Source organism: Bradyrhizobium sp. USDA 4449 (assembly GCF_054056275.1).
Map to the genome: position 1 here is coordinate 3,843,227 of NZ_JBSRYD010000001.1, position 20,899 is coordinate 3,864,125.

Below are 20,899 nucleotides of genomic sequence, written 5' to 3' on the forward strand. Positions count from 1 at the left end.
GAGCAATCCTGGCTATCGCATCGCGCAACGGGCCGAGAGCGCGCGTAAGGCGCCTTGAATTCCGCTGATTGGCACGACACCGCGAATTGGATTCGAGCTTGTCGCGATTTCGACGGACAGTTCGGCTACAGTCTGCCAGTCACTCTCGGGAAGGGCCGATGCCGCGGTGGGTAGCAACAAGGCTTCGCCGTTGGCGGCGACCGTCGTTTCAAATTCCTTGCGACTCGTACCCGAGCTCAACGACACCTTCGGATGATCGCTGTGCGCCATCGGCTCCAGCAGGATCAGCATCACCTCGATGACGCCACTTCGACCGCAGCGAAGACTTAGACCGGCAAGGCCGGGATCGGACTTCGCCGAATCCACAGTATGCATGATCGAAACGCCTTCACCGCGGCCACCGGGCTCCGTCGTCACTACCAAGTGCCAGCCCTGGAGGAGTTGCGTCGTTCGAGTGGCGGACCTCAGTTGCTGGGAGACCGCGTCATCGCAGCGTTGCCGCTGGTCTGTGCTGGAGCCCGGAACGCAATTTTGCAACTGCGCTACACGCGTCTTGTCGGCCTGCACGCCCCCGCTGAATTCAATCAGAATCAAGGCAAGGAAAGTCAGAACGCGCCTCACTTTTGCCGATGACCTCTGTTCTGCCTGAAGGCGCTCGCCGGGCGCTTGACCTGCTGCCCATTCTATTGTTTCGATAGCATAAAAGTTGATCTATCGCATTGCGCAATTTTATTGCATTGCGGTCTCACCTATTGTTCTGTGGTCATTGGTTAACCCGTAATTACGTGTCGGAGGCGATTTTGATCCCTCAGAGTTCAACCAACAACGGCTCTTCCGAACGCGCGTCCCACAATGGACTGTCGGGGAACGTTGCGGGATCGCCCGATCCGGCGGGACCTTCTTCAAGGTCGGTCCGTCCGGGTTATACGCTCAAAATTCCTTACTCCGCGCTTCAACACGTGTTGGCCTTGACCGATGGCTTCCTGATCGTCTCTTCCGGCATCGTCGGGGGAGGGTTGTACCAGATAGTTGCCAGCGGAGAGTTTAGGAACGCGAACCAACTCCTCGGGGCCGGCCTCATTGCCGCGCTGCTTTACGTTCTGATTGGACAGTCCGCTGGCTTCTACGATCTTCGCGTGGCTTTCTCAAAGCGTGCGGGAGATATTGGTCGAATTTTCACGCAGTGGTCGCTGGTTAGCCTATTGCTGACGCTGCTCGCTTTTTTGATGAAGAGTGGCGCCGTGTTCTCCCGCGGCTCGATCATCTGCTTCGGGTTGCTGGCCCTCTTACTCTTGTTGGTGTGCCGCCGGTTCTCCAAGCGTCTCGTGGTGAGCGCCGTTTGCGAAGGTAAAGTGCAAGGCCGTCGTGCAATCACACTTGGAACCCGCGAAGAACTCGCCTCCCTCGACGCGGGTGAGCTGCTGGAACGGTTCGGACTAGCCGAGGTCGATCGGGTCACGTTTAGCAGCGACGGCCATAGCGGGTTCTCCATGAGCGCGAAGGAGTTGTCCTCCTTGGAGCGCGCGCTTGCCGTCGGCCGCGAACACAGCGTCGACGAGATCGTGCTGGCGTTTCCCTGGAACGATACACGGAAGCTCGAATTGGTCCGGGATCGATTGCGAGTTTCTCCCTTGCCTGTGCAGTTGGTGCCTGATCGGCGCATCCGCTCGCTCGCCGAAAATCCCTCTTTCAGATTGCGCCGTTCGCTCTCGATCGAAATCCAGCGCGGTCCACTGTCGCGCCTGGAACAATTATCTAAGCGTCTGGTGGACGTTGTCGGTGCCTCGCTCGGCCTGATTCTCCTCATGCCGCTGATGCTGCTGAGTGCGATTGCGATCAAGATTGACTCGCCCGGTCCTGTTTTCTTCCGGCAGCGACGCAACGGCTTCAACGCCAAGCAGTTTCCGATCTTGAAGTTTCGCACGATGACCGTGATGGAGGATGGCGCCTCGGTCGTGCAGGCCAAGCAGTTCGATCCGCGCGTGACTAAGGTCGGAGGCGTTCTGCGCCGATCGAGCATTGACGAGGTGCCCCAGCTCATCAACGTCTTGCGGGGGGAGATGTCGCTGGTCGGGCCGCGTCCGCATGCGCTCGCGCATGACGATCACTATGGGGACATTCTCTCGCAATACGCCTATCGGCATCACGTAAAACCGGGGATCACGGGCTGGGCCCAGGTCAACGGCTATCGCGGTGAAACCGCGCAGGTGGAGCAAATGAAGGGCCGGGTCGACTGTGACTTGTGGTACATCAACAACTGGAGCCTAGCGCTGGATCTAAAGATCTTGATGCGGACTTGCGTGGAATTAATCCGATCGCGCAACGCGTACTGAGCGCGCAAAGGCCATGCAGTGGCTAGCAAACCGGCTGGCAGGCGCCTTTTGGGGGCAAGCCCTTGCTCATTTCTTGGTCGAGCGAACCCATTGTCGCTGCGACGCAACAGCTACCCCTTATTTCAAGCCATCACCCAAATCGCGTTGACTCTATTAGACATTTCAACCAGCTTGCAAGACGCGTAAATTGTAAATGGGGACTAGGTTTGAATAAGGGCGCTTTCCGAGGGGCTCTGGCTTTGATCGCCATGTTAGGTACGGCAGGGTGCTCGATCATGCCGAGCTCCGGCCCGGAAGATCATGTCATCAAGAGCGAGATTACGAGGTCTGGTCCTGACTATGGTCTCGTGAAGCTCACTGCGCCTGTCGTCGATATACTGAAGGAGTATGGTCCCGGTGCGCTGGCCGGCTCATTCCCGGACCATCGCCCTCCACCCAGTATCAAGTTCGGTATTGGCGACGTCGTCTCGGTCACCATCTTCGAAGCCGCAGCCGGTGGCCTGTTCATCCCGGCCGAAGCGGGCGTGCGGCCTGGCAACTTTGTCCAAATCCCGAATCAGAATGTTGACTCCGCGGGCAACATCACGGTGCCGTATGCTGGCGCGATCAAGGCGGCTGGACGCACGCCCGGCGAAATCCAGCAGGACATCGTGAGGGCGATCGGCAATCGCGCCATCGAACCGCAGGTTGTCGTGGCGTTGATCACGCAAAATACTTCACTGATCAGCGTGCTCGGTGAGGTCAATACGCCGAGCCGCCTTCAGGCCAACGCCGCGGGTGAGCGAGTTCTCGATGCAATCACACGAGCTGGTGGGCCAAAGGGACAAGGCTGGGAGACGTGGGTGACGTTGGAGCGAGCCGGCAAACGTGCCACCGTTCCGTTCGGGGCATTGGTCTATCAGCCTGCCAATAACGTTTGGGTGCATCCTGGCGATACGATTTATGTCTACCGCGAGCCGCAGGTATTCTTGGCTTTCGGTGCGGCAGGCGCGCAGGGGCAATTCACCTTCGACATGTGGAAGATCAATATGGCGCAAGCGATGGCGAAGGCCGGCGGTTTGCTTGATGCACAGGCGGAACCGGCTGGCGTCTACGTTTATCGGCGCGAGCCGCGAGAACTCGCGGAACGTCTTGGTGTCGACTGCTCGAAGTTCGTCGGACCGCTCGTTCCGGTCGTCTACAACGTTGACTTCCGCGATCCGGCCGGATTCTTCCTTGCGACGAAGTTCGAGATGCGCGACAAGGACGTGCTCTTTGCGGCGAACGCCGCAACCGTGGATTCCGCAAAATTCATGCAATACGTGCGTGTGATCATTGCAACCGCCAACGACGCCACCGTCGCCGCCAACAACGTCCAGATATTGAGGATCAATTCACGCCTATGAAGGCCTGAATGGATATTCTGCGCCGCTGGTCAGAAATTGTATCTCTGATATTGCTTTGCTTTGCGGTTGCGGTGTCGCCATTACCATTCGGGTCAACCGAGCCGTGGGTGGCCGCTTGCTGGGTTGTCGTGCTCGGTGCAGCGCTGCTGCTCGCGCCAGTCGGGGAGCTTACCCGCGGTCGTAAGCTGCTCATTGGCGTATTCGCGATCTTCTTTGCTTGCGAGCTGCTGCTCGTCTACGCGCAGACATGCGCTCCTTTCGTCTGGATGGTGGGAGCGGCGGATCCCATCTGGCCGGAGACCTCGCGGCTCTTGCACGTGCCGCTCAGCGACGTCATTACGGCTGCGCAAGGGCGACCGTGGGCGGCACTTAGCGGCTCGCTTGTCGCGCTGCTTGCGCTGGCTTGCGGCTTCATCCTTGGCGCACGTGCTGCTAACGTCCGGACCCTGCTCAAGGTCGTGGCCTGGGCAGGGGTGTTCTATGCGGTACTCGGGATGGTTTCCTTTTTCGTCGATCCTTCACGGATCCTGGGGCGCGAAAAGGAGGCCTATCGAACGGTCCTGACGGCGACCTTCATCAACCGCAATACCGCCGCAGCGTATTTTGGCGTCTGCGCCGTGGTATGGCTTCTGTTCCTCTGCGAGAGCATCCGCCCACGTGGTACGGAGAGTCGCCTCGGCGACCTCATCATGCAGGCCTTACGAAGGCCGCGTCGTAGAACTATGGTCTCCTCGGTTATGCTTTTCATCCTCTGCTCGGCGATGTTCATGACCGGGTCGCGCGCCGGCACGCTGCTGTCCCTGGCCGCGCTGCTCGCAACCTTCATCGGCTTTTTCCGGGCTAATTTGGTATCCGGCCGGAGAGACTTGCTGGCCTTGCTCTGGGTAGCATTGCTAATTTTCGTACTACTGCAGGTGATGGGAACCGCAATATCAGCCAGGATCGAGGAGCAGGGCCTCACTGATCAGGGCCGCTGGGAAGCCTACAAATCTGCGATTGCGATCGTGCGCGCTCATCCCTGGTTGGGCACCGGCTTGGGGACGTTCGCGCTGGTGTTTCCGCAATTCCGCAGCGGCAATATCTCCGCTTGGGGGACGTGGGATCGTGCTCACAACACCCTGCTTGAGTTGGCGGACGAGGGCGGCCTGCCACTGGCTGTGCTAGTCGTACTCGGATGGTCGATCATGCTGATGGTCCTGCTGTACGGGGCTCGGCGCGAACGTCCAGTCTCAGGAGTCGCGTCCGCCTGCCTCGCGATCGCCACGCTTTCTATGCTTCATTCTTTGGTTGATTTTCCGCTGCAAATTCCAGGCTTTTCCATGTCCGTGTTTTCCTTGATGGGGGCTGGCTTGGCTCACTCTCTAGGTGAGGGCGGCCTAGACGCGTTTCCTGGGAAACGAGGCCGCGAAAGGCACAAAACTTAGGCAAGCCCCTTTACGATAACGCAGATTTGGCGAAATTTATTTGCTCCAATCGCACAACGGGTGTGGTAAAAAACGTTCAACGAAGCAGTAAGACAGAAGGACGGTCACATGTGGTCACCTGCAATGATCAGGCCGGTATTGCTCATCGCGCTGATGGTCGGCCCCGCCGGCCTCGCCGACGCAGCGTGTTATGGCCCGGATCAGCGCATTGATCCGCAGAAGGTAGTTGAGTTCAACAAGGATCCGGCAGCGTACGTGCAATCGCTTGAGGCTACCGGCAACACTTCTGCCGAGATCAGCGCACTGCGCGACCTCGTCGCATCTGATCCTTCGACCCTTTCAGGTGTCATCGGGCTGCTCAGCCGAGCAATCCCCAGCCAGCAGACCACCATTGGAACCGCGCTCGGCCAAGCAGTGAACATGTGTGTCATACCTGATCCGACTTACGCGGCCGATATTCAAATACAATTGGCGGCTGCAAAGTCGGACGCAGCCAACACGGCCTATGCGGCGGTCACGGGAAACCGCCCCATTGGTTCCGTCGCGAACGGCGGCGTTGGCGGTGGTCCCTCGACCGGTGGGGTCGGCGGATCCACCGGGGGAACGAACGGCTCAACGGGCGCGGGCGCAGTATTTCAGTCTCTCAGTACTGTTGGCGTTAATAATACTACCACGAGCTTCTTTGCCGCCGGAACCGGCAGCGCTAGCAGTGCTGGGTCCACGACATCGGCAGCAACGAGCGTGAGCCCGTAGCTCTGCCGGCCTTATCATTCTGCCCAATAGATCTCAGGTCTCTGCGGGCAATTCCGGGGACGCAATTGTGCTGCGGACGGAGCATTAATGCTGCAGATGGACAAGAACCTACAGCGTGAGCCTGATCGTCCTGGGGACTACGTCTCCGGCGGCGAACTGCTGAAGTCGTTAAGCGCATTCGTTTCGCGCCAGCTCCCGCTGATGGTGATCATCTGCGTCATCAGCTTAGCGCTGGGGTTTGTGTTTTACTTCACTACGCCCCAGCGTTTTACCGGAACCGCGCTGCTCATTCTCGATAGCCATAAGACCCAGTTGCTGCAGCAGCAATCGCCGCTTGGCATCGACGCGCCTGTTGACTCCACCGCGGTCGATAGCCAGGTCGAAATCCTGAAGTCCGAGAATGTGGCACTCTCGGTAATCAAGGACCTGCATCTGACGGAGGAGCCTGAATTCATTTCATCCGGAGGTCTCGTCAGCAATTTGATGCGGTTGATTCCGGGCTTTGACCAGCGCGAAGAGCCATCGGAATTCCAACTGACCCGCGCGGCGCTGGGACACTTCCAGGGCAATTTGAAGATCAGGCGTGTGGGTCTGACCTACGTCATCGAAATCAACTACCAATCGACCGATCCGCAACGCGCTGCGCGCATCGCGAACGCCGTTGCCGAGGCCTACATCGTGGATTCTCTGGAAGCAAAGTATCAAGCCTCCCGTCGCGCCGCCTCCTGGCTTCAGGACCGGATCAAGGAGCTGAGGGCCCAGGCCTCGACCGCCGAACGCGCGGTGGCGGACTATAAAGCCAAAAACAATATCGTCGACGCGGGCGGTCGCTTGCTGAACGAGCAGCAACTCGCTGAGATCAACAGCTCGCTGACGATCGCGCGCGCCCAGAAGGCGGAAGCGCAGGCCCGGTACGAGCGCATAACTTCGATCCTGCAGAACGAGAACACCGGTTCTGTAGTGAACGACCTGGCGACGGTGACCGATTCCCTTCAGAATCAGGTGATCACGAAGTTAAGATCGCAGTACCTTGATTTGGCTGCACGCGAAGCCGATTGGTCGGCACGATATGGGGCCTCGCATCTCGCGGTAGTCAATCTGCGCAATCAGATGAAGGAAATTCGCCGCTCGATTAATGACGAACTCCGGCGGATCGCGGAAACCTACAAGAGCGACTTCGAGATCGCCAAAGCGCGTGAGGAGTCAAACCAGAAGAACCTCAACGATTCAATCGCCCAGTCGAACGATACCGGTCAGGCCCAGATCGTCTTGCGGGAACTCGAGAGCAATGCCCAGAGCTATCGCTCGCTGGCGGACAATTTCCTCCAACTCTTCATGGTGTCGGTGCAGCAGCAGTCGTTCCCGATGACCGAAGCGCGGTTGATCACGAAGGCAACGCCGCCGGGGGGCAGCAGCTACCCAAAGTTCTCGCTGATTTTGCTGCTTGCCTTGCTGGGTGGCGGCGTGGTTGCCGTTCTCGCCGGCTTGCTCCGCGACGCAAGCGACAGGGTGTTCAGAACCCCGTCCGCTGTAGAGCAGCTGCTTGGCGTGAACTGTATTGCGTTGGTGCCGAACCTCGCCGCGAACGCCGATCGCAAGGGCAGGACCGTGTTTGGGTCCGTGCTCTACCGGTTATTTCCCCAACTTCAGACCGCGTCAGCCAAGGCTACATTGTCTGGTCGGCCGGACATCGATGTTGTCGATGAGGCCGGTTTGAAGTCTCCGGCTTCTGCACGCTTCATCTCGTATCGCGAGGGCATCGACACACAACTTCTCGATTTCCCGTTCTCGCGCTTCGCCGAAGCCTTCCGCTCCATGAACATGGCGGCCGAGCTCCACAATCTGAATGATTTGAACAAGGTCATCGGCATAACCTCCTCGTTGCCGAATGAAGGCAAATCCACGATCGCGACGTCATTTGCGCAACTGCTTGCGCATTCCGGCCTGCGAACGATTTTGGTCGATGGTGACTTGCGCAATCCTTCGTTGTCGGCCCGTCTTGCTTCGCAGGCAAGGGCCGGGCTGCTGGACCTCGTGCTTGGAAAGGCGTCGATCAGCGAGCTGATCTGGACTGATCCGAACACAAAGCTGGCGTTCCTGCCCTGCGTGGTGGACACCAGGCTTGCGCACAGCAGCGAAATCCTGGGGTCGCCGGCGATGCACAAGTTGATCCAGGATCTGAGAAATCAGTACGACCGGGTCATCATCGACCTCTCGCCGCTTGCCCCCATCGTTGACGTCCGGGCGACCAAGAAGATTGTCGATTCCTATATGTTTGTGATCGAGTGGGGGAAGACCAAAACCGATGTCGTTGAGCATGTCCTTCGCGAAGCGCCCGAAGTCTACCATCAGTTGATGGGCGTCGTGCTCAACAAGGCTGATGTTGCTGCGATGCGTCGGTATGAGCCACATCGCGGCGGCTATTACTACAACCAATACTACAGCCGATACGGATACGTTGACTAGTCGTGACCGCGCGTCTTTGCCTCGCCTTCATCGCTGTTTTCGCGATTGCGTGGGGCGTGATCTTCTGCCCCATCGCGGATTCGCGGGCCGAGGCCGATCGTGTTGCGCGCCGGATCGTGTTGGGCGAGGTCTTCAAGCCATCGGCGATGAAGAAGTTCGGATTACTCGCAGAGGACGCTGAACGAGAGCCGTCATGCGTTAGCAGCGCTATTCGCAGTGCAGCCATTATCCGCATCCGGCTCCTTGAGGATGCGATGGCCAACGCGGATCGAGCGGGCGCGGACGCTGCGGTCGGCACGTTGCAGTCCACCATCCAGCGTTCGCTATCGTGTTCCCCCCATGATCCTTTCCTTTGGTTCGTTCTCTATTGGTTAAAGACCATGCAGGAGGGATTCCAGCCGGAAGTGCTGGAATACTTGCGCAAGTCCTATGAATTGGGTCCTTTCGAAGGTTGGATCGGTGTCAAGCGCAATGGCCTTGCACTCGCCGTTTTCGAAGAGCTCCCTCCAGATCTCGCAGAGAAAGTAGCAGTCGAATTCTCGGTGCTCCTCAACTCGGGTTTTGTTGCCGAAATGGTCACCAATTTATGCGGACCGGGATGGCCGGCCCGTCACATCTTGGTTTCGCATCTCGGCGGTGTCAGGGACGTCTATCGGACGGCACTCGCCAACCAACTTCGCAAGAGTGGATGCGAGGTGCAAATCCCGGGCATCGAGCTCAAGGAGATACGCCCGTGGACTTGGTAGTTCGCCAGCTCATCCCGAATTTAGTCACGGTGAAAGTGCGGCCTTTTGGCGATTGATCGTTGAAAGGATGTCCTCGTTGATGGCTCCGGCAAGGTCGATCGGAGCGGAGAGGCGTCGCTGATGGATCAGGTCGGCCTGTGCGGTGTTCCATTGCAAGCGTGATATTTCCCCCAGACGAGATCCAAGCGGCCGAAGGAATTCCCGCTGGTTGTCCATCAGCTCCCGAATGGTGTCGGAATCGGTGGGTTCCGTGATAGCCTCCTTGAGGATCGGAATGCTCGCTGAATAGTCGTCATAGGCGCTTTCCCACCCTGCGCTCAGTCCGATCAGAAACCGCTTGATGAGCTCCGGATTATCGCGGAGAACGTCGCTCCTTGCGAAGTAGACGGAACCGGGAGCATGGACCCCATATTTCGCCGGATCGATCGAGTAGGCTGTCAGTCCCAGGCGCTTCAGAAGCGGCGCTTGATTAATCGAACCCGGCAGCACGTCGACGGTACCGTTCGCGAGCAGGCTGGGGGTGGGCGTCGCTTCTATCTCCCTGACGCGCGAGCGCGGAATGCGGTTTTGCGTTAGTAGCGCGGAATAGACGATCGCGGCGGAAGTTCCAGGCTGATAGGCGACCGTGTGTCCGACGAAATCGTCCGGCAGACGAATTTTTGAGCGGACGGTTGTATAGAAAACAATTGGACTGGACTGGTAAGCAGAGGCAAATCCAACGATTGGAACTGACCGCGCGCGTGCCAGGAGGAAGCTGTAAACGCTGACGACGCCAATCGCGTCGGGATTGGCCGCGACGTATTCGACGGCTTGCTCGTCGTTCAGATCGGCCGACACCTCGACCGCGATTCCTTCGCGCTCAAAAGCTCCGAGCCTTTTGCCGACCAGAACTCCTGCGGCCGAAACGTCCAGAGGGCCGCCGAAGCGGACCTTCGTGCTGAGCATCTTGCGCGCCGCTGACTGGCTGAACGCGCTGCGCGGGGCGACCGCAACAACGGCAACGACCGCCGCGAGGGCGATGCAGACGCGCCACGCGGCTGTCAACGGAAGATCAAACATGTGATTAACCGGGTGAGGTTTACCAATGACTGAAAAAGACTAGGAACTCGCCGTCACAAAGCGGCGCCTTAGAGGAATTCCTCCCGATATTCGTATCTGAATTCCCGGTGGGTATCGACCCCCAGGATGATCTCCTTCCGTGAATAGCCTGCCATCCTGACCGGCAAGCAGCCTCTCTTTTGGTAATAGCAAGTCTCAAGGTTGATCGTCTCGCCGCACTCGTTGGTGATGATGAGCAGGTTGTCGAAGATACGCGGGTTGACGACCTGGGCGCGCGACTCCCCGATCACCTTGATGCAAGGGGCTTTGGTCGCGTTATAGTGGCGTTGCGGCCAGCCATTCAGTGGAGCGCCAAATTTCGGCATATTGGTCAAGGGAGCCAAATCACCGGTCTGGCCCACAATTGGGGGAGATTGCAGACCCAATGGTGCGGTCGCCTGGGACCACGCGGGGCCGGTGGTGGCAAACAGCGTCATTGCGAGCATGGCAAGAAGCTGCCACGCAAACGCGCTTCCTAAATGGTCACCTGAATGTCTCAAGTCTGCCATACGATCCACACCGTGCCTTCCATAAATCAGGGTTGGGCCAAGCAGGCCTTGCCGTGCAACTGGGGCGTTTTTGCAGCTTGGGTGCTCGACAACACAGGCCGGTTGCCAAGGTGGCTCGCAAAAGAGAGCGAAGTGTGGTCAATTCGGCACGTCTTATGCATTGCACTTAATGGAACCAAGTCAGTTAACGTTGATTTGGAAACGCCGTTGCCCCGAGCGCCACGGATCACCCATCAAAGGCAGATGCCAACACCCCGATGAAGGTCCGCTATTCTCAGCTATCGGCAGCTTGTGATACAGCTTTTGCTGATTGCGTGTGATGATTATGGGTTGCTCGCGTGGATAGTCAAGGCTGGCCAAGGAAGAACGTGGCGACGATATGGGTGGACCATTCGCATATGGCGCGGCGGGCGAGCGGGATTGAGCGGGTGACCGCCGAACTTTTCGGCGATGCTTCGCTCGCGCCGCTCAGCTGCCAGCCCTTTCTCGCTGGCTCCGGGAAGCTCAGCGTCGTTTCCGCCCAGATGCTGGGACTGCCGGCCTGCGCAATCAAGAATCCGAACGATGTCTTTGTGTTTCCTGGATTTCCGCCATCTCCGATATTCTCGATGATCGCGCACCGGTCGGTGCTCTATGTTCACGATCTCTTTCTGCTGACGCGGAGGGAGCATCTGAATGCCGCCGGCAAATACTACATGGCGCCGCTGTTCGGTATGGCGATCAGGAATTTCCGGCACTTCCTGACGAACTCCGAGGATACAGCCCGCAAATTAAAATCGAGGTGCTCGCCGACTGCTTCGGTGATGACCTACCGGCCGCAGGCGAAGAATGTCTTTGGATTGGGTCTTGGCGATCGTGTCACGAGGCCGGCGTTAGCGGCGAAGATCCAGGCGGTCGCGGTGGGCACTATCGAGCCGAGAAAGAACATGGTAGCCGCGGCGGATATCTGTTCGGCGCTCTCGGAGCGAGCCGGACTTCCAGTGGAGTTGCACATCATCGGCCGTCGCGGCTGGGGCAGCGATGCCGATGAGCTTGCACGGCGGCCGAACGTGGTGTGCTGCACGGATTCCTCGGGGATGCGGAAGCGAGACAAATTATTGACGCATCGGACCTTTATCTCTGCGCTTCCTACGAAGAGGGCCTGGGGCTGCCTCTGCTGGAGGTTCAATATGCGGGGTTGCCGATTGTCGCGCCCGACGATGCCGTGTTCCGCGAAGTTCTCGGTGCTTCGGGCGTTTATGTCCAACCCGACCAGCCGAAGGACGCGGCGCGAATTATCGCTCAGGTTCTGGCCGACGCGAAGTGGCGGTCGATCGGCGCCGCCGCGTCAATTGCCAACGTCGCGCGTTGGAACGCGTTGGCGAACAACGATCGTGAGAATGTGATCGGCTTTCTGAAGGCGTTGGCTTCCGGCGCAAATGATAGCCCGCCAATTCGAAATCCCGCGAAGTAGCTTGCTGGATAATTGATGAGCATGTTTGGGCAAACCGTTTTTGCGGGGGCAATCCAGTCGACGGGCGCAGTTCCTCCCACCCTTGCTGTGATTGACGGTCAATCGGTCAACGTGTCGGGGATAGAGGACGCTGTTGGGCGCGTTTTCGATCGATTGGCATATCCGAGTTCGTTTTTCGTCTGTACCTTGAATCTGGATCATCTCGTCAAGCGACGACGCGATCCCGACTTCCGGAAAGCCTACGGAAAGGCTGAGATCGTGACGGTCGACGGCTTTCCTGTCGCAGCGTTGGCGCGCCTCACAGGTGCATCAATCAGCCGCGCCACCGGCTCCGATCTGGTACTGCCGTTGTGCTGCGAGGCTGCCGCCCGCAAGAGCCGAGTGTTCCTGATCGGCGCGACGTTACAGGCCCTGTGTGCCACAGCCCGGCGTCTCGTCGCCGCGCATCCAGAGCTCGAGATTTGCGGCGTCTATGCTCCGCCAAACGGATTCGACGCCTATTCGGAGGTGGCCGACGAGGCGATCGCCGTGATCCGCGAGTCTGGCGCCCAGATTTGCTTCGTCGCGCTCGGCGCGCCACGGCAGGAGATATTTTCCGCGCGCGCGATCAAGGAGACCAACAATGTTGCTTTCGTCGCCGTCGGTGGCGGAATCGATTTTTTGGCCGGAACCCAGATCCGGTGCCCCGCCCTCATCAGGCGGTTTTACCTTGAATGGGCGTGGCGTCTGATGCTGAATCCGCGTCGGTTGGGCCCACGATATCTTCGATGCGCGATGCTGCTCCTCGTGTTGCTTGTGCAGACGGGGATCCCGACAAACCGCGGCCGCGGGCTTAGCATTCGAAAGCGGAGCTGACTATTGCAACATAAGGTCTGTCTGATCCATCCGTTCGATCCGCGCGGCAACAAAGTCGGCGGCCTCGAAACTTATGTCAGGGATTTCATCACGTTTCATCCTGAAGATCTCGATCTTCTGGTCGTCGGCGTGGACGGAACGGGCGATCTCGAACTGGGTTCAATCGTCCCTCTCGAGTTTCGCGGGCGCCGATACAACTTCATGCCTATTCTGAGTTATCCGGAGAACGAGATGCATGAAGCCGCAAGGCGGTTGACGGCATCAATCACGTTTCGCTTCTTCTGGGCACTTGCCAAGTACTTCTGGCCGCTGCGATCACGCTTGCACGAGGGCAAGTGGTCCGTGGAGCTTCGCCGCATGGAATTCGCGGTGTTTCCCTGGTTGTGGCGCTTACCGTTCATCCAAATGCTGCACGGTGAGGGCGCGCCGCACCAGAAGATGGACTCACTTCTGCGCAAATACTGGTTCGTGCAGCGGATCAATGAGCGATTTGCGGTGTCCCGCGCCGCGAAGTTCCTGTGCGTGAACCCGAACATTACGGTGCGCGTCCGCGAGGAATATCCCAAGTTCAAGTCCAAGGTGGACACGCTGACGACCTGGGCAAACACCCGGTTCTATCAGCTGCAGTCGTCCAGGACGGATGATGGCGTCTTCCGCATCGTTTTCTGCGGAAGGCTCGATCACTTCAAGATGCCGCCTTTAATGTTCAAGGCCGTTGACGGCCTGCGAGCGCGACTCGGCGGCGGCGTGGCGTTCCACTATGTGGGGGCCAGCGATCCCGCGCGGTTTCCGGAGTTCGAGAGGATCCGGAATATCTCCGTGTTGCACGGATTTCAGGATGCCGCGGGCATCGCGCGAATTCTGGGTCAGATTGACGTTGGTATCCTGACCTCCGAGTTCGAGGGAATGCCGCGGTTTGTGCTGGAGACGCTCCGCTCGGGACGCCCGGTCGTTTCGATTCATCTTCCCCAGCTCGAGGAGGTCATTGAAGACGGTGTCAGCGGATACCTTGTACCGCGACTCGCGAACGAGGCCGACCAGGTTGATGCGCTGGTCGATCGTCTTGTCGCCATACGGAGCGAGATCCTTGATCGACGGCTCGATCCGGCTAGGATCAGTCAGAAGACTGACAATTTCACGCCACAACGTTTGCTGGGGCGGGTCTACCAGTATCATCGCGACATCCACAACGGAATCCGATGGACCGAAGCGGAGGCCCGGAGCGAGAGTCGCCAGATCTGTTTGATCCATCCGATGGACCCGCGCGGGCAGAAGGTGGGGGGCATCGAAACTCATCTCCGGCTGATGTTGCGCTATGCGCCGGCGGGATGGCGGGTGCTGTTTGTCGGTGTCGACAGTCGCGGCGATTGCAAGCTCGGCCAGGCGGTGTCCCTCGATATGGACGGCCGGAAGTTTGATTTCCTTCCGGTCTGCTTCTACGCGGAAGACAGGGTGCACGGTGCCGCGAAGACGATCGGCAATTCGATCACGTTCCAGTTTGCGTTAGGCTTATTGCGATATTTGCCCAAGATCAGGCAGGCTGTCGCCAAGTTGCCGACCAGCATCGAGCTGCAGCGATTTGAATTTGCGGTGCTGCCGCGGCTGCTTGGGAGGCCCGCGGTGCAAATCATCCATGGCGAGGGCTCGAAGGGCGACAAGATGGACTCGCTGATCAAGCGATATTGGTTCGTCCATCGAACCAACGAGGAAATCGCAATTCGCCTCGCGAATTCGATCGTCTGCGTCAACCCGAACATCATGCGCCGGCTTCGCGAGAAGCTCGGCGATGACCAGCGTATCGTGTGCATGCCGGTTAGCGTCGACACGGCGATATTTGGCCAGGCCGGATTCAATCTGACCGACGGCATCTTCCGCGTCATGTTCGCGGGCCGGCTGGACGAATTCAAGGACCCGCCGACGATGTTCAAGGTTCTGGCGGAGGTGCATCGCCACCTCAGGGGCGCTTTCGAGTTTCACTATGTCGGCACCAGCGACCCGCAGCGCTATGCTGAAGCAAGATTGATCGAGGCCTTCACGATCCGCCACGGCTACCGCACCGCGCCCGAAGTCGCCAAGATCGCGGCGCATTGCCATGCCGGCGTGCTAACCTCCTTCTTCGAGGGGATGCCATGCTATCTCTTGGAAATGCTGGCCGTCGGACGGCCGGTCATCGCCATTCGCTTGCCGCAGTATGATGCGGTGATTGTGGAGGGCGTCAGCGGTTACTTAGTCGAACGTGTCGCCGACGAAGAGACGTTGGTCGCGCTGCTCGCGGAACGGTTCGTCCATGCTTGGTCGGCGATCCGCGAAGGAGCGATTGACCCTGCCATGGTCAGGAGCAAGGCAATGCAGTTCTCGGTCGAGGCGCAACTGGACGATCATTTCGCCCGGCATGCCGCGCTTGAGGCGGGCCGCTTCGTCGCCGGTTCGAAGACTCCTGCGGCCTGGAGCCAATCCTCAAGCGGCGATGCAGGCGTCTCTACGCCCGCGCAGCCTGTGATTCCGAGCAACGCTGCAGTTGAGACGGTCGATGATCGCTGAAGAAGATTTCCGAGGTTTGACAAGTCGTCGGGCGGTCGTCCGTTCGCTGGCCGGCCTCGCGTCGCTGGCCGTTGCTCCGGCGTTTGCCGTGGAGCCAAACCGGGGCCAATTCGCGCTCGGGCTCCGTGAGCTTGCGACCGAGCGCGGCGTAGCGTTCGGTGCTGCGGCGGTATCGAACGTTCTCCGCTCCGATCCCGCCATGGCCGCGATCTATACGCATGAAACGACGATGATCGTCGCCGACTACGAAATGAAATGGGGTGTGGTGCGGCCTTCGCCCGCAACCTACGTCTACGACGGCGCGGACTATCTGGTCGACTTCGCGGCCAAGAACAACATCACTATGCGGGGGCATTGTCTCGCATGGGAAGAGTCCAATCCGGCCTGGATGAACGCTACAATCAACCGGCAAAATGCGGAGAAGTATCTCGTCGATCACATTGAGCGGCTGGTCGGACGCTATTCCGGTCGAATAAAATCATGGGATGTCGTAAACGAACCGATCTGGCCTGATCATGGCAAGCCGGGAGGATTGCGAGACGGCGTCTGGCTACGGACGCTCGGACCCCAATATATCGATACCAGTTTCAGGGCCGCGCGGGCCGCCGATTCATCCGCCATGCTGGTGCTCAATGAAGCTGCGACCGAAGTGACCTCGCCCGCAGGCCTTCGCACTCGCCAGCACTTCTTGGACCTACTCGACCGGCTGAAGCGGGACAATGTCCCGGTCGACGCGGTCGGGCTGGAATGTCATTTGTCGACTAAGTCCGCCTTCGATGGCAATGATTTCGGCCGCTATCTGACGGCTATTTCAGACCGCGGATTCAAGATCCTGATCTCGGAGCTCGACGTCTCAGATGCAGATGAGCCGTCTCCGGACATTGCGGCGCGCGACGACGCAGTTGCCAGACTTTATGACGCGGTAGCGCGGATTGCGCTGCAGAACCCGGCGACGGTAGCTATCCTGACTTGGGAGCTTGCCGATAAATACAGTTACATGCGGGAGGCGGTGCGCCCGGATGGCACGCATCTACGACCACTTCCGTTCGATCGCGAGTTGCAGCGGAAACCGTGCTGGCAGGCGCTGGCAAACGCGTTCTCCGCAAGATGATCGCCGTCGCACTGACATCCTGGAATACCGGGAGGCGCGCTGGCCTCGGTGGGCCGCTGTGTGTGTTGGACGCATGGCCGTGCGCATCCTGATATTGACCAGCGAATATCTGCCCTTGATGGGCGGGATCGGGACTTACGCGCGGGAGATGGCCGCAGCAGCTACCGAACTCGGCGCCGAGGTCACGGTGCTCGCGCCGGACTATGGCGGCAATTTCGACGATCGCGCCTCACCGTTCAAAGTGATTCGCTTTGCGGGGGGCAGGCACCGCGCACGGGAATTGCCGTCCAAGATTCGGCTGGTCCGCAAGCTTCTCGCCGAGCGTCAGTACGATATTGTTCATGCCGCTGATTGGCCGTTCTTCATTCCGCTCAGGCTGGCGCCGCGGCGCCCCGGCGAGCAACGATTGATCATGTTGCACGGGACGGAGATCAACGAATTGGCGGGCAGCTACAAGCGCCTGCTAGTACGGTGGCTGGGGCTGTTCGACGGCTGGGCGAAGATTGTCACCAACAGCGAATTCACGCGTCGCCTGCTGTTTGAGCAGTTTGGCGTGCGCGCGAAAGACAACGTCGATGCCGAGCCGCTGGGCGCGTCCGCCTTCTGGCGGCAAGCCGCGCGTCCGGCCGAAGCGACGCGCGCCGAGCTCGGTATCAGCGCTGACCGCTTGGTCCTGTTGACCGTCGGCCGGCTGACCGAGCGAAAAGGCCAGCTAACGGTGGTGGCTGCGCTGCGCCGCTTGCCGCCCGACGTGGCGCGCCAATGCTGCTATCTGGTGGTTGGTCCAGATTATGATGCGGAATTCACCCAGCGGCTCCGGAAGGCGGGTGCGGGCCTTGACCTCAGGATCATTGGCGAAGCGCCGGACGAGCTGGTGCGCGACCTCTATGCGGCGAGCGATCTCTTTTGCCTCGTCGGTGCCCCCGATCGATCGGGGCGCGTCGAGGGTTTTGGCCTAGTCCTGCTAGAGGCGGGCGCGCAGGGCTTACCGGCGCTGGCCAGCGCCACCGGTGGGGTGCCCGAAGTGGTGCGGGACGGCATCTCCGGTGTCCTCGTGCCGCCCTGCGATGCCGCAAGCACCGGCGCGGCGATCATGGCGCTGGCGCAGAAGCCGGAATGGCGCAGGCAATTGGGGGTCGGCGCGCACATCCTGGCCAGCGAATTGACTTGGCGCCGGTGCGCCTCGTCAACCTATGGTCTGCGCGGCCGGCGTGATGCTAGCAGCATCGGTTTCGCCGGCGTGACGACCACGTGACCTCACTTGGGAGTCACGCGCGCTGAGACTGCGGCATCGAGGACGGATTCGGTCTCCATCGCGGCGCGCGCCCACGAGAAGCGGTTGGCGTTCTCTAGACCTGCTTCAGACAGCCGTTGACGGAGCATCGGATCCCCCCTCATCCGGTCGAGAGCATCCGCCAGCATCTCAGGCTTGCCCGGATCGAAGAAGAGAGCGGCATCGCCCGCTACTTCACGCAGCACGGGGATGTCCGAGCAGGCGACAGGTGTGCCGCAGCTCTGTGCTTCCAGGATCGGTAAGCAGAACCCCTCATGGGTTGATGCCGAGATCATGAACATCGCGCCTCGGTAGGCAGCCACGAGCGCAACGTCCGACAGCGATCCGAGGCTCTCGATCGAGGTCTGCACACCAGCATCAGCGACGCTGCCAGCAAGAAGGCCCGCCTCGTCCCGGCCGACATGCGCGACGGTCAGCGGCCGCCCGCGCTCTTCGAGGATCTGAAGCGCCGCCGCGAGGCCGCCGGGATTCTTGTTGGGAGAGATGTTCCCGACCACCAAGGCATGAGCCGCATCTCTCGTCGAAGCGGGAGCGTCGGCCGGTTTCGCCGGCACCGCCAGCGCGCTCGCTTCGTGCACGACCTTGGCCTTGCCGGCTTGGCGCGGATAGTGCTTGCATAGATCGGCGCGCGTAGAGTTGGAAACACAAATCGCGGCCGTCGTCGCGCGAAGCGCCAGTGGGAACAGAATCCGCCACCACAGGCGGTGACGCCGGGGGTAATATTCCGGCGTGACATCGAAATAAAGGTCATGCACCGTGATCACCCGCGGCCAGATGGGCCAAAAGCCCCCGACTGGGTTGCAATTGAACTCGGCCACCGCGCCTGTCTGTCGCATCAGCTGAGGCAGTGTCAGCATTTGCCGCATCACGTTGTGAGGCAGGCTTCGGTGGTAGGGCAGCGTCTCCACCCGCAAATCCGACATCGTTAATGCGGCGGGCAGCTTGTCGGCTGCCCACGTGGTCGCCAGCACGTATTGGAAGTGATCGCGTTTGACTAGCTCTTCGAGCAGCGCGAACAGGTATCGCGTGATCCCCGTGATCCGATCAGGTGGCTCGAGCAGATGATTGACCAGGATGGTCCGTCGATTGATGTCTGGGGTTTTCAACAATGCCGGCCGCGCAAATTCCGTGAGTGATCCTGCAAGCGCCAAATGTGCCTCAATCGTGTGCACATTGCACCAATTTCTGATGCAACACGCGAACTCGGCCGGAAACTCACTGGCAAACCGTCATCTAGCCCAGTTAGGGTCAGCAAGAAACCTGCCGACGTCCGGATTAACCACTGAGGGCGGATGATGACGAAGTCCCAGCCATGTCGTGCTATTCGTCGTAGGCTATATACTGTGATTTTTTTGTGACGAGTTGAAGCACGTGCTGGAAACGATTTTGCATGGCCGAACGGGCGCGTGTCCCGCCGATGCCAAGCTTGGCCACTTTATCGCCCTCGAATGATGGGCATGTCGTGTGTCGCGGCTAATATGGAGTTCGAAGCGCCAATGACTGGACGAATTATCCCCCTGATTATGTGCGGAGGTGCAGGCACGCGCTTATGGCCCGCCTCGCGCGAGGTCCGTCCAAAGCAATTCCTGCCGCTATTTGGCGCGCGTTCGACCTTTCAGGACACACTGCTACGTGTGTCCGATCCGCAATTGTTCAATCGTCCGATCATCGTCACCAATACGGCCTATCGCTTCATGGTGCTGGAGCAACTGACCGAGCTGCGGCAGGAGGCCGACGTGCTGCTTGAGCCGATGCGGCGCGATTCCGGTCCCGCCATTGCGGCGGGCGCGGCGTTCGCGCAAGCGCGTGACAACGGCGGGGTGGTGCTGGCGCTTGCCGCCGACCATGTTGTGCGTGACGTTCCGGCCTTCCTTACGGCATGCCGCGACGGCCTTGTCGCAGCGCAGGACGGGCGGATCGTAACCTTCGGAATTAAGCCCGAACGCGCCGCGACCGAATATGGCTACATCAGCCCGGGCGCGTCGATTTCCGGCAAAGTTCGCTCGGTCAAGAGGTTCGTCGAAAAGCCCGACGCGGCTGCCGCTGACGACTATGTCAAGGCGGGTTATCTCTGGAACAGCGGCAACTTCATGTTCCGTGCATCCATCCTGCTGGACGAGTATCGTGCCGTTGACGCCAACAGCATCGAGGCGGTGACCGACGCGGTCGCCAAAGGAGGGCGTGATCTTGGATTCGTGACGCTTCAGTCTGACGCCTTTGCGTCGGCAAGAGCGATCTCGATTGATTATGCCGTGATGGAGAAGACCTCGCGTGCCGCGGTGGTGCCAGTGTCGTGTGGCTGGTCCGACGTCGGCTCTTGGCGTGCAGTGTGGGATCTCTCCGACAAAGACGAGCGCGGCAACGCGAGGAACGGTTCCGCCGTGTTCGAGGACTCCAGCAATTGCAGCGTGCTGACCGACAAGGCGGTGGTGGCCCTGGAAGGCGTGGACGACCTCGTCGTTGTTGCTACGCAGGATGCCGTGCTGGTGTCGCGCCAAAAGGACGCTAACGGGCTGAAGCGCGTCGTTGCCAAGCTCAAGGCCGTGGCGCCCAACGTCACCGAGGATCATATCAAGGTGCACCGCCCCTGGGGCAGCTATCAGTCGGTGGACCACGGCGACCGACACCAGGTCAAGCGGATCATCGTGAAGCCCGGCAACCGCCTCTCACTGCAGAAGCATCACCACCGCTCCGAGCACTGGATCGTGGTCCGCGGCACGGCCCTGGTGACGGTGAACGAAAGCGTGAGGACCGTCCACGAGAACGAATCGATCTACATCCCGATCGGCGCGGTGCACCGCCTGGAAAATCCCGGCCGCATCCAGCTCGAGCTGATCGAAGTCCAGACTGGCAGTTATCTGGGCGAAGACGATATCATCCGCATCGAGGACGATTATCGGCGCTCGTGAGCCGTCCTAATCAAACCTGTCG

General features: G+C 59.7%; 16 protein-coding genes. 12 read left to right on the forward strand and 4 right to left on the reverse strand.

Annotation, left to right across the window (positions count from 1 at the left end; translation table 11 throughout):
• Nucleotides 1-12: 12 nt before the first annotated feature.
• Nucleotides 13-594: a hypothetical protein gene (locus tag ACVIIW_RS17840; protein ID WP_456701909.1), complete on the reverse strand. Its 582-nt coding sequence runs from the start codon at nucleotides 592-594 to the stop codon at nucleotides 13-15.
• 374 nt (nucleotides 595-968) lie between these two features.
• Here ACVIIW_RS17840 and ACVIIW_RS17845 point away from each other — a divergent pair, with 374 nt between their 5' ends.
• The 6 genes from ACVIIW_RS17845 (at nucleotide 969) to ACVIIW_RS17870 (ending at nucleotide 9,107) form a co-directional block, all read left to right on the forward strand.
• On the forward strand, nucleotides 969-2,333 hold the full coding sequence (locus tag ACVIIW_RS17845; protein ID WP_456701910.1) for an undecaprenyl-phosphate glucose phosphotransferase: 1,365 nt from the start codon (nucleotides 969-971) through the stop codon (nucleotides 2,331-2,333).
• Between the two features lie 347 nt (nucleotides 2,334-2,680).
• Nucleotides 2,681-3,718 (forward strand): polysaccharide biosynthesis/export family protein, encoded by a 1,038-nt coding sequence (locus tag ACVIIW_RS17850; protein WP_456701911.1) that lies wholly within the window; start codon nucleotides 2,681-2,683, stop codon nucleotides 3,716-3,718.
• A gap of 8 nt (nucleotides 3,719-3,726) precedes the next feature.
• The gene (locus tag ACVIIW_RS17855; RefSeq protein ID WP_456701912.1) at nucleotides 3,727-5,142 is read left to right on the forward strand and encodes an O-antigen ligase family protein; all 1,416 of its coding nucleotides are present in this window, start codon (nucleotides 3,727-3,729) and stop codon (nucleotides 5,140-5,142) included.
• Between the two features lie 108 nt (nucleotides 5,143-5,250).
• The gene (locus tag ACVIIW_RS17860; protein WP_456701913.1) at nucleotides 5,251-5,895 is read left to right on the forward strand and encodes a hypothetical protein; all 645 of its coding nucleotides are present in this window, start codon (nucleotides 5,251-5,253) and stop codon (nucleotides 5,893-5,895) included.
• A gap of 87 nt (nucleotides 5,896-5,982) precedes the next feature.
• Nucleotides 5,983-8,361, forward strand: coding sequence for a polysaccharide biosynthesis tyrosine autokinase (locus tag ACVIIW_RS17865; RefSeq protein ID WP_456701914.1), 2,379 nt, complete (start codon nucleotides 5,983-5,985; stop codon nucleotides 8,359-8,361).
• 2 nt (nucleotides 8,362-8,363) lie between these two features.
• A complete protein-coding gene (locus ACVIIW_RS17870; protein ID WP_456701915.1) occupies nucleotides 8,364-9,107 on the forward strand; it encodes a hypothetical protein in 744 nt (247 codons plus the stop codon).
• Nucleotides 9,108-9,131: 24 nt separating this feature from the next.
• Here the strand turns inward: ACVIIW_RS17870 and ACVIIW_RS17875 are convergent, their stop codons facing one another.
• Together ACVIIW_RS17875 and ACVIIW_RS17880 are read right to left on the reverse strand one after the other, a co-directional pair.
• Nucleotides 9,132-10,166, reverse strand: coding sequence for an ABC transporter substrate-binding protein (locus ACVIIW_RS17875; protein WP_456701916.1), 1,035 nt, complete (start codon nucleotides 10,164-10,166; stop codon nucleotides 9,132-9,134).
• Nucleotides 10,167-10,234: 68 nt separating this feature from the next.
• Nucleotides 10,235-10,714, reverse strand: coding sequence for a hypothetical protein (locus ACVIIW_RS17880; RefSeq protein ID WP_456701917.1), 480 nt, complete (start codon nucleotides 10,712-10,714; stop codon nucleotides 10,235-10,237).
• 1,054 nt (nucleotides 10,715-11,768) lie between these two features.
• On the opposite strand from ACVIIW_RS17880, the gene ACVIIW_RS17885 reads away from it, so the two are divergent.
• The 5 genes from ACVIIW_RS17885 (at nucleotide 11,769) to ACVIIW_RS17905 (ending at nucleotide 17,929) form a co-directional block, all read left to right on the forward strand.
• Nucleotides 11,769-12,167 (forward strand): glycosyltransferase, encoded by a 399-nt coding sequence (locus ACVIIW_RS17885; protein WP_456701918.1) that lies wholly within the window; start codon nucleotides 11,769-11,771, stop codon nucleotides 12,165-12,167.
• 15 nt (nucleotides 12,168-12,182) lie between these two features.
• Complete coding sequence (locus tag ACVIIW_RS17890) at nucleotides 12,183-13,022, forward strand: WecB/TagA/CpsF family glycosyltransferase (RefSeq protein WP_456701919.1); 840 nt, start codon at nucleotides 12,183-12,185, stop codon at nucleotides 13,020-13,022.
• Between the two features lie 3 nt (nucleotides 13,023-13,025).
• Nucleotides 13,026-15,563 carry a glycosyltransferase family 4 protein gene (locus ACVIIW_RS17895; RefSeq protein WP_456701920.1) on the forward strand — a complete coding sequence of 846 codons (2,538 nt, stop codon included), beginning with the start codon at nucleotides 13,026-13,028 and terminating at the stop codon, nucleotides 15,561-15,563.
• On the forward strand, nucleotides 15,553-16,674 hold the full coding sequence (locus tag ACVIIW_RS17900) for an endo-1,4-beta-xylanase (RefSeq protein WP_456701921.1): 1,122 nt from the start codon (nucleotides 15,553-15,555) through the stop codon (nucleotides 16,672-16,674). The genes ACVIIW_RS17895 and ACVIIW_RS17900 overlap by 11 nt, the downstream gene beginning before the upstream one ends.
• 73 nt (nucleotides 16,675-16,747) lie before the next feature.
• Entirely contained in the window at nucleotides 16,748-17,929 is a 1,182-nt protein-coding gene (locus tag ACVIIW_RS17905) for a glycosyltransferase family 4 protein (protein ID WP_456701922.1), read from the forward strand.
• 2 nt (nucleotides 17,930-17,931) lie between these two features.
• Here ACVIIW_RS17905 and ACVIIW_RS17910 read toward each other — a convergent pair whose 3' ends face one another.
• A complete protein-coding gene (locus ACVIIW_RS17910) occupies nucleotides 17,932-19,119 on the reverse strand; it encodes a glycosyltransferase family 4 protein (RefSeq protein WP_456701923.1) in 1,188 nt (395 codons plus the stop codon).
• Between the two features lie 345 nt (nucleotides 19,120-19,464).
• Between ACVIIW_RS17910 and ACVIIW_RS17915 the strand changes: the two genes are divergently transcribed.
• On the forward strand, nucleotides 19,465-20,877 hold the full coding sequence (locus ACVIIW_RS17915; RefSeq protein ID WP_456701924.1) for a mannose-1-phosphate guanylyltransferase/mannose-6-phosphate isomerase: 1,413 nt from the start codon (nucleotides 19,465-19,467) through the stop codon (nucleotides 20,875-20,877).
• The last annotated feature ends 22 nt before the right edge of the window (nucleotides 20,878-20,899 follow it).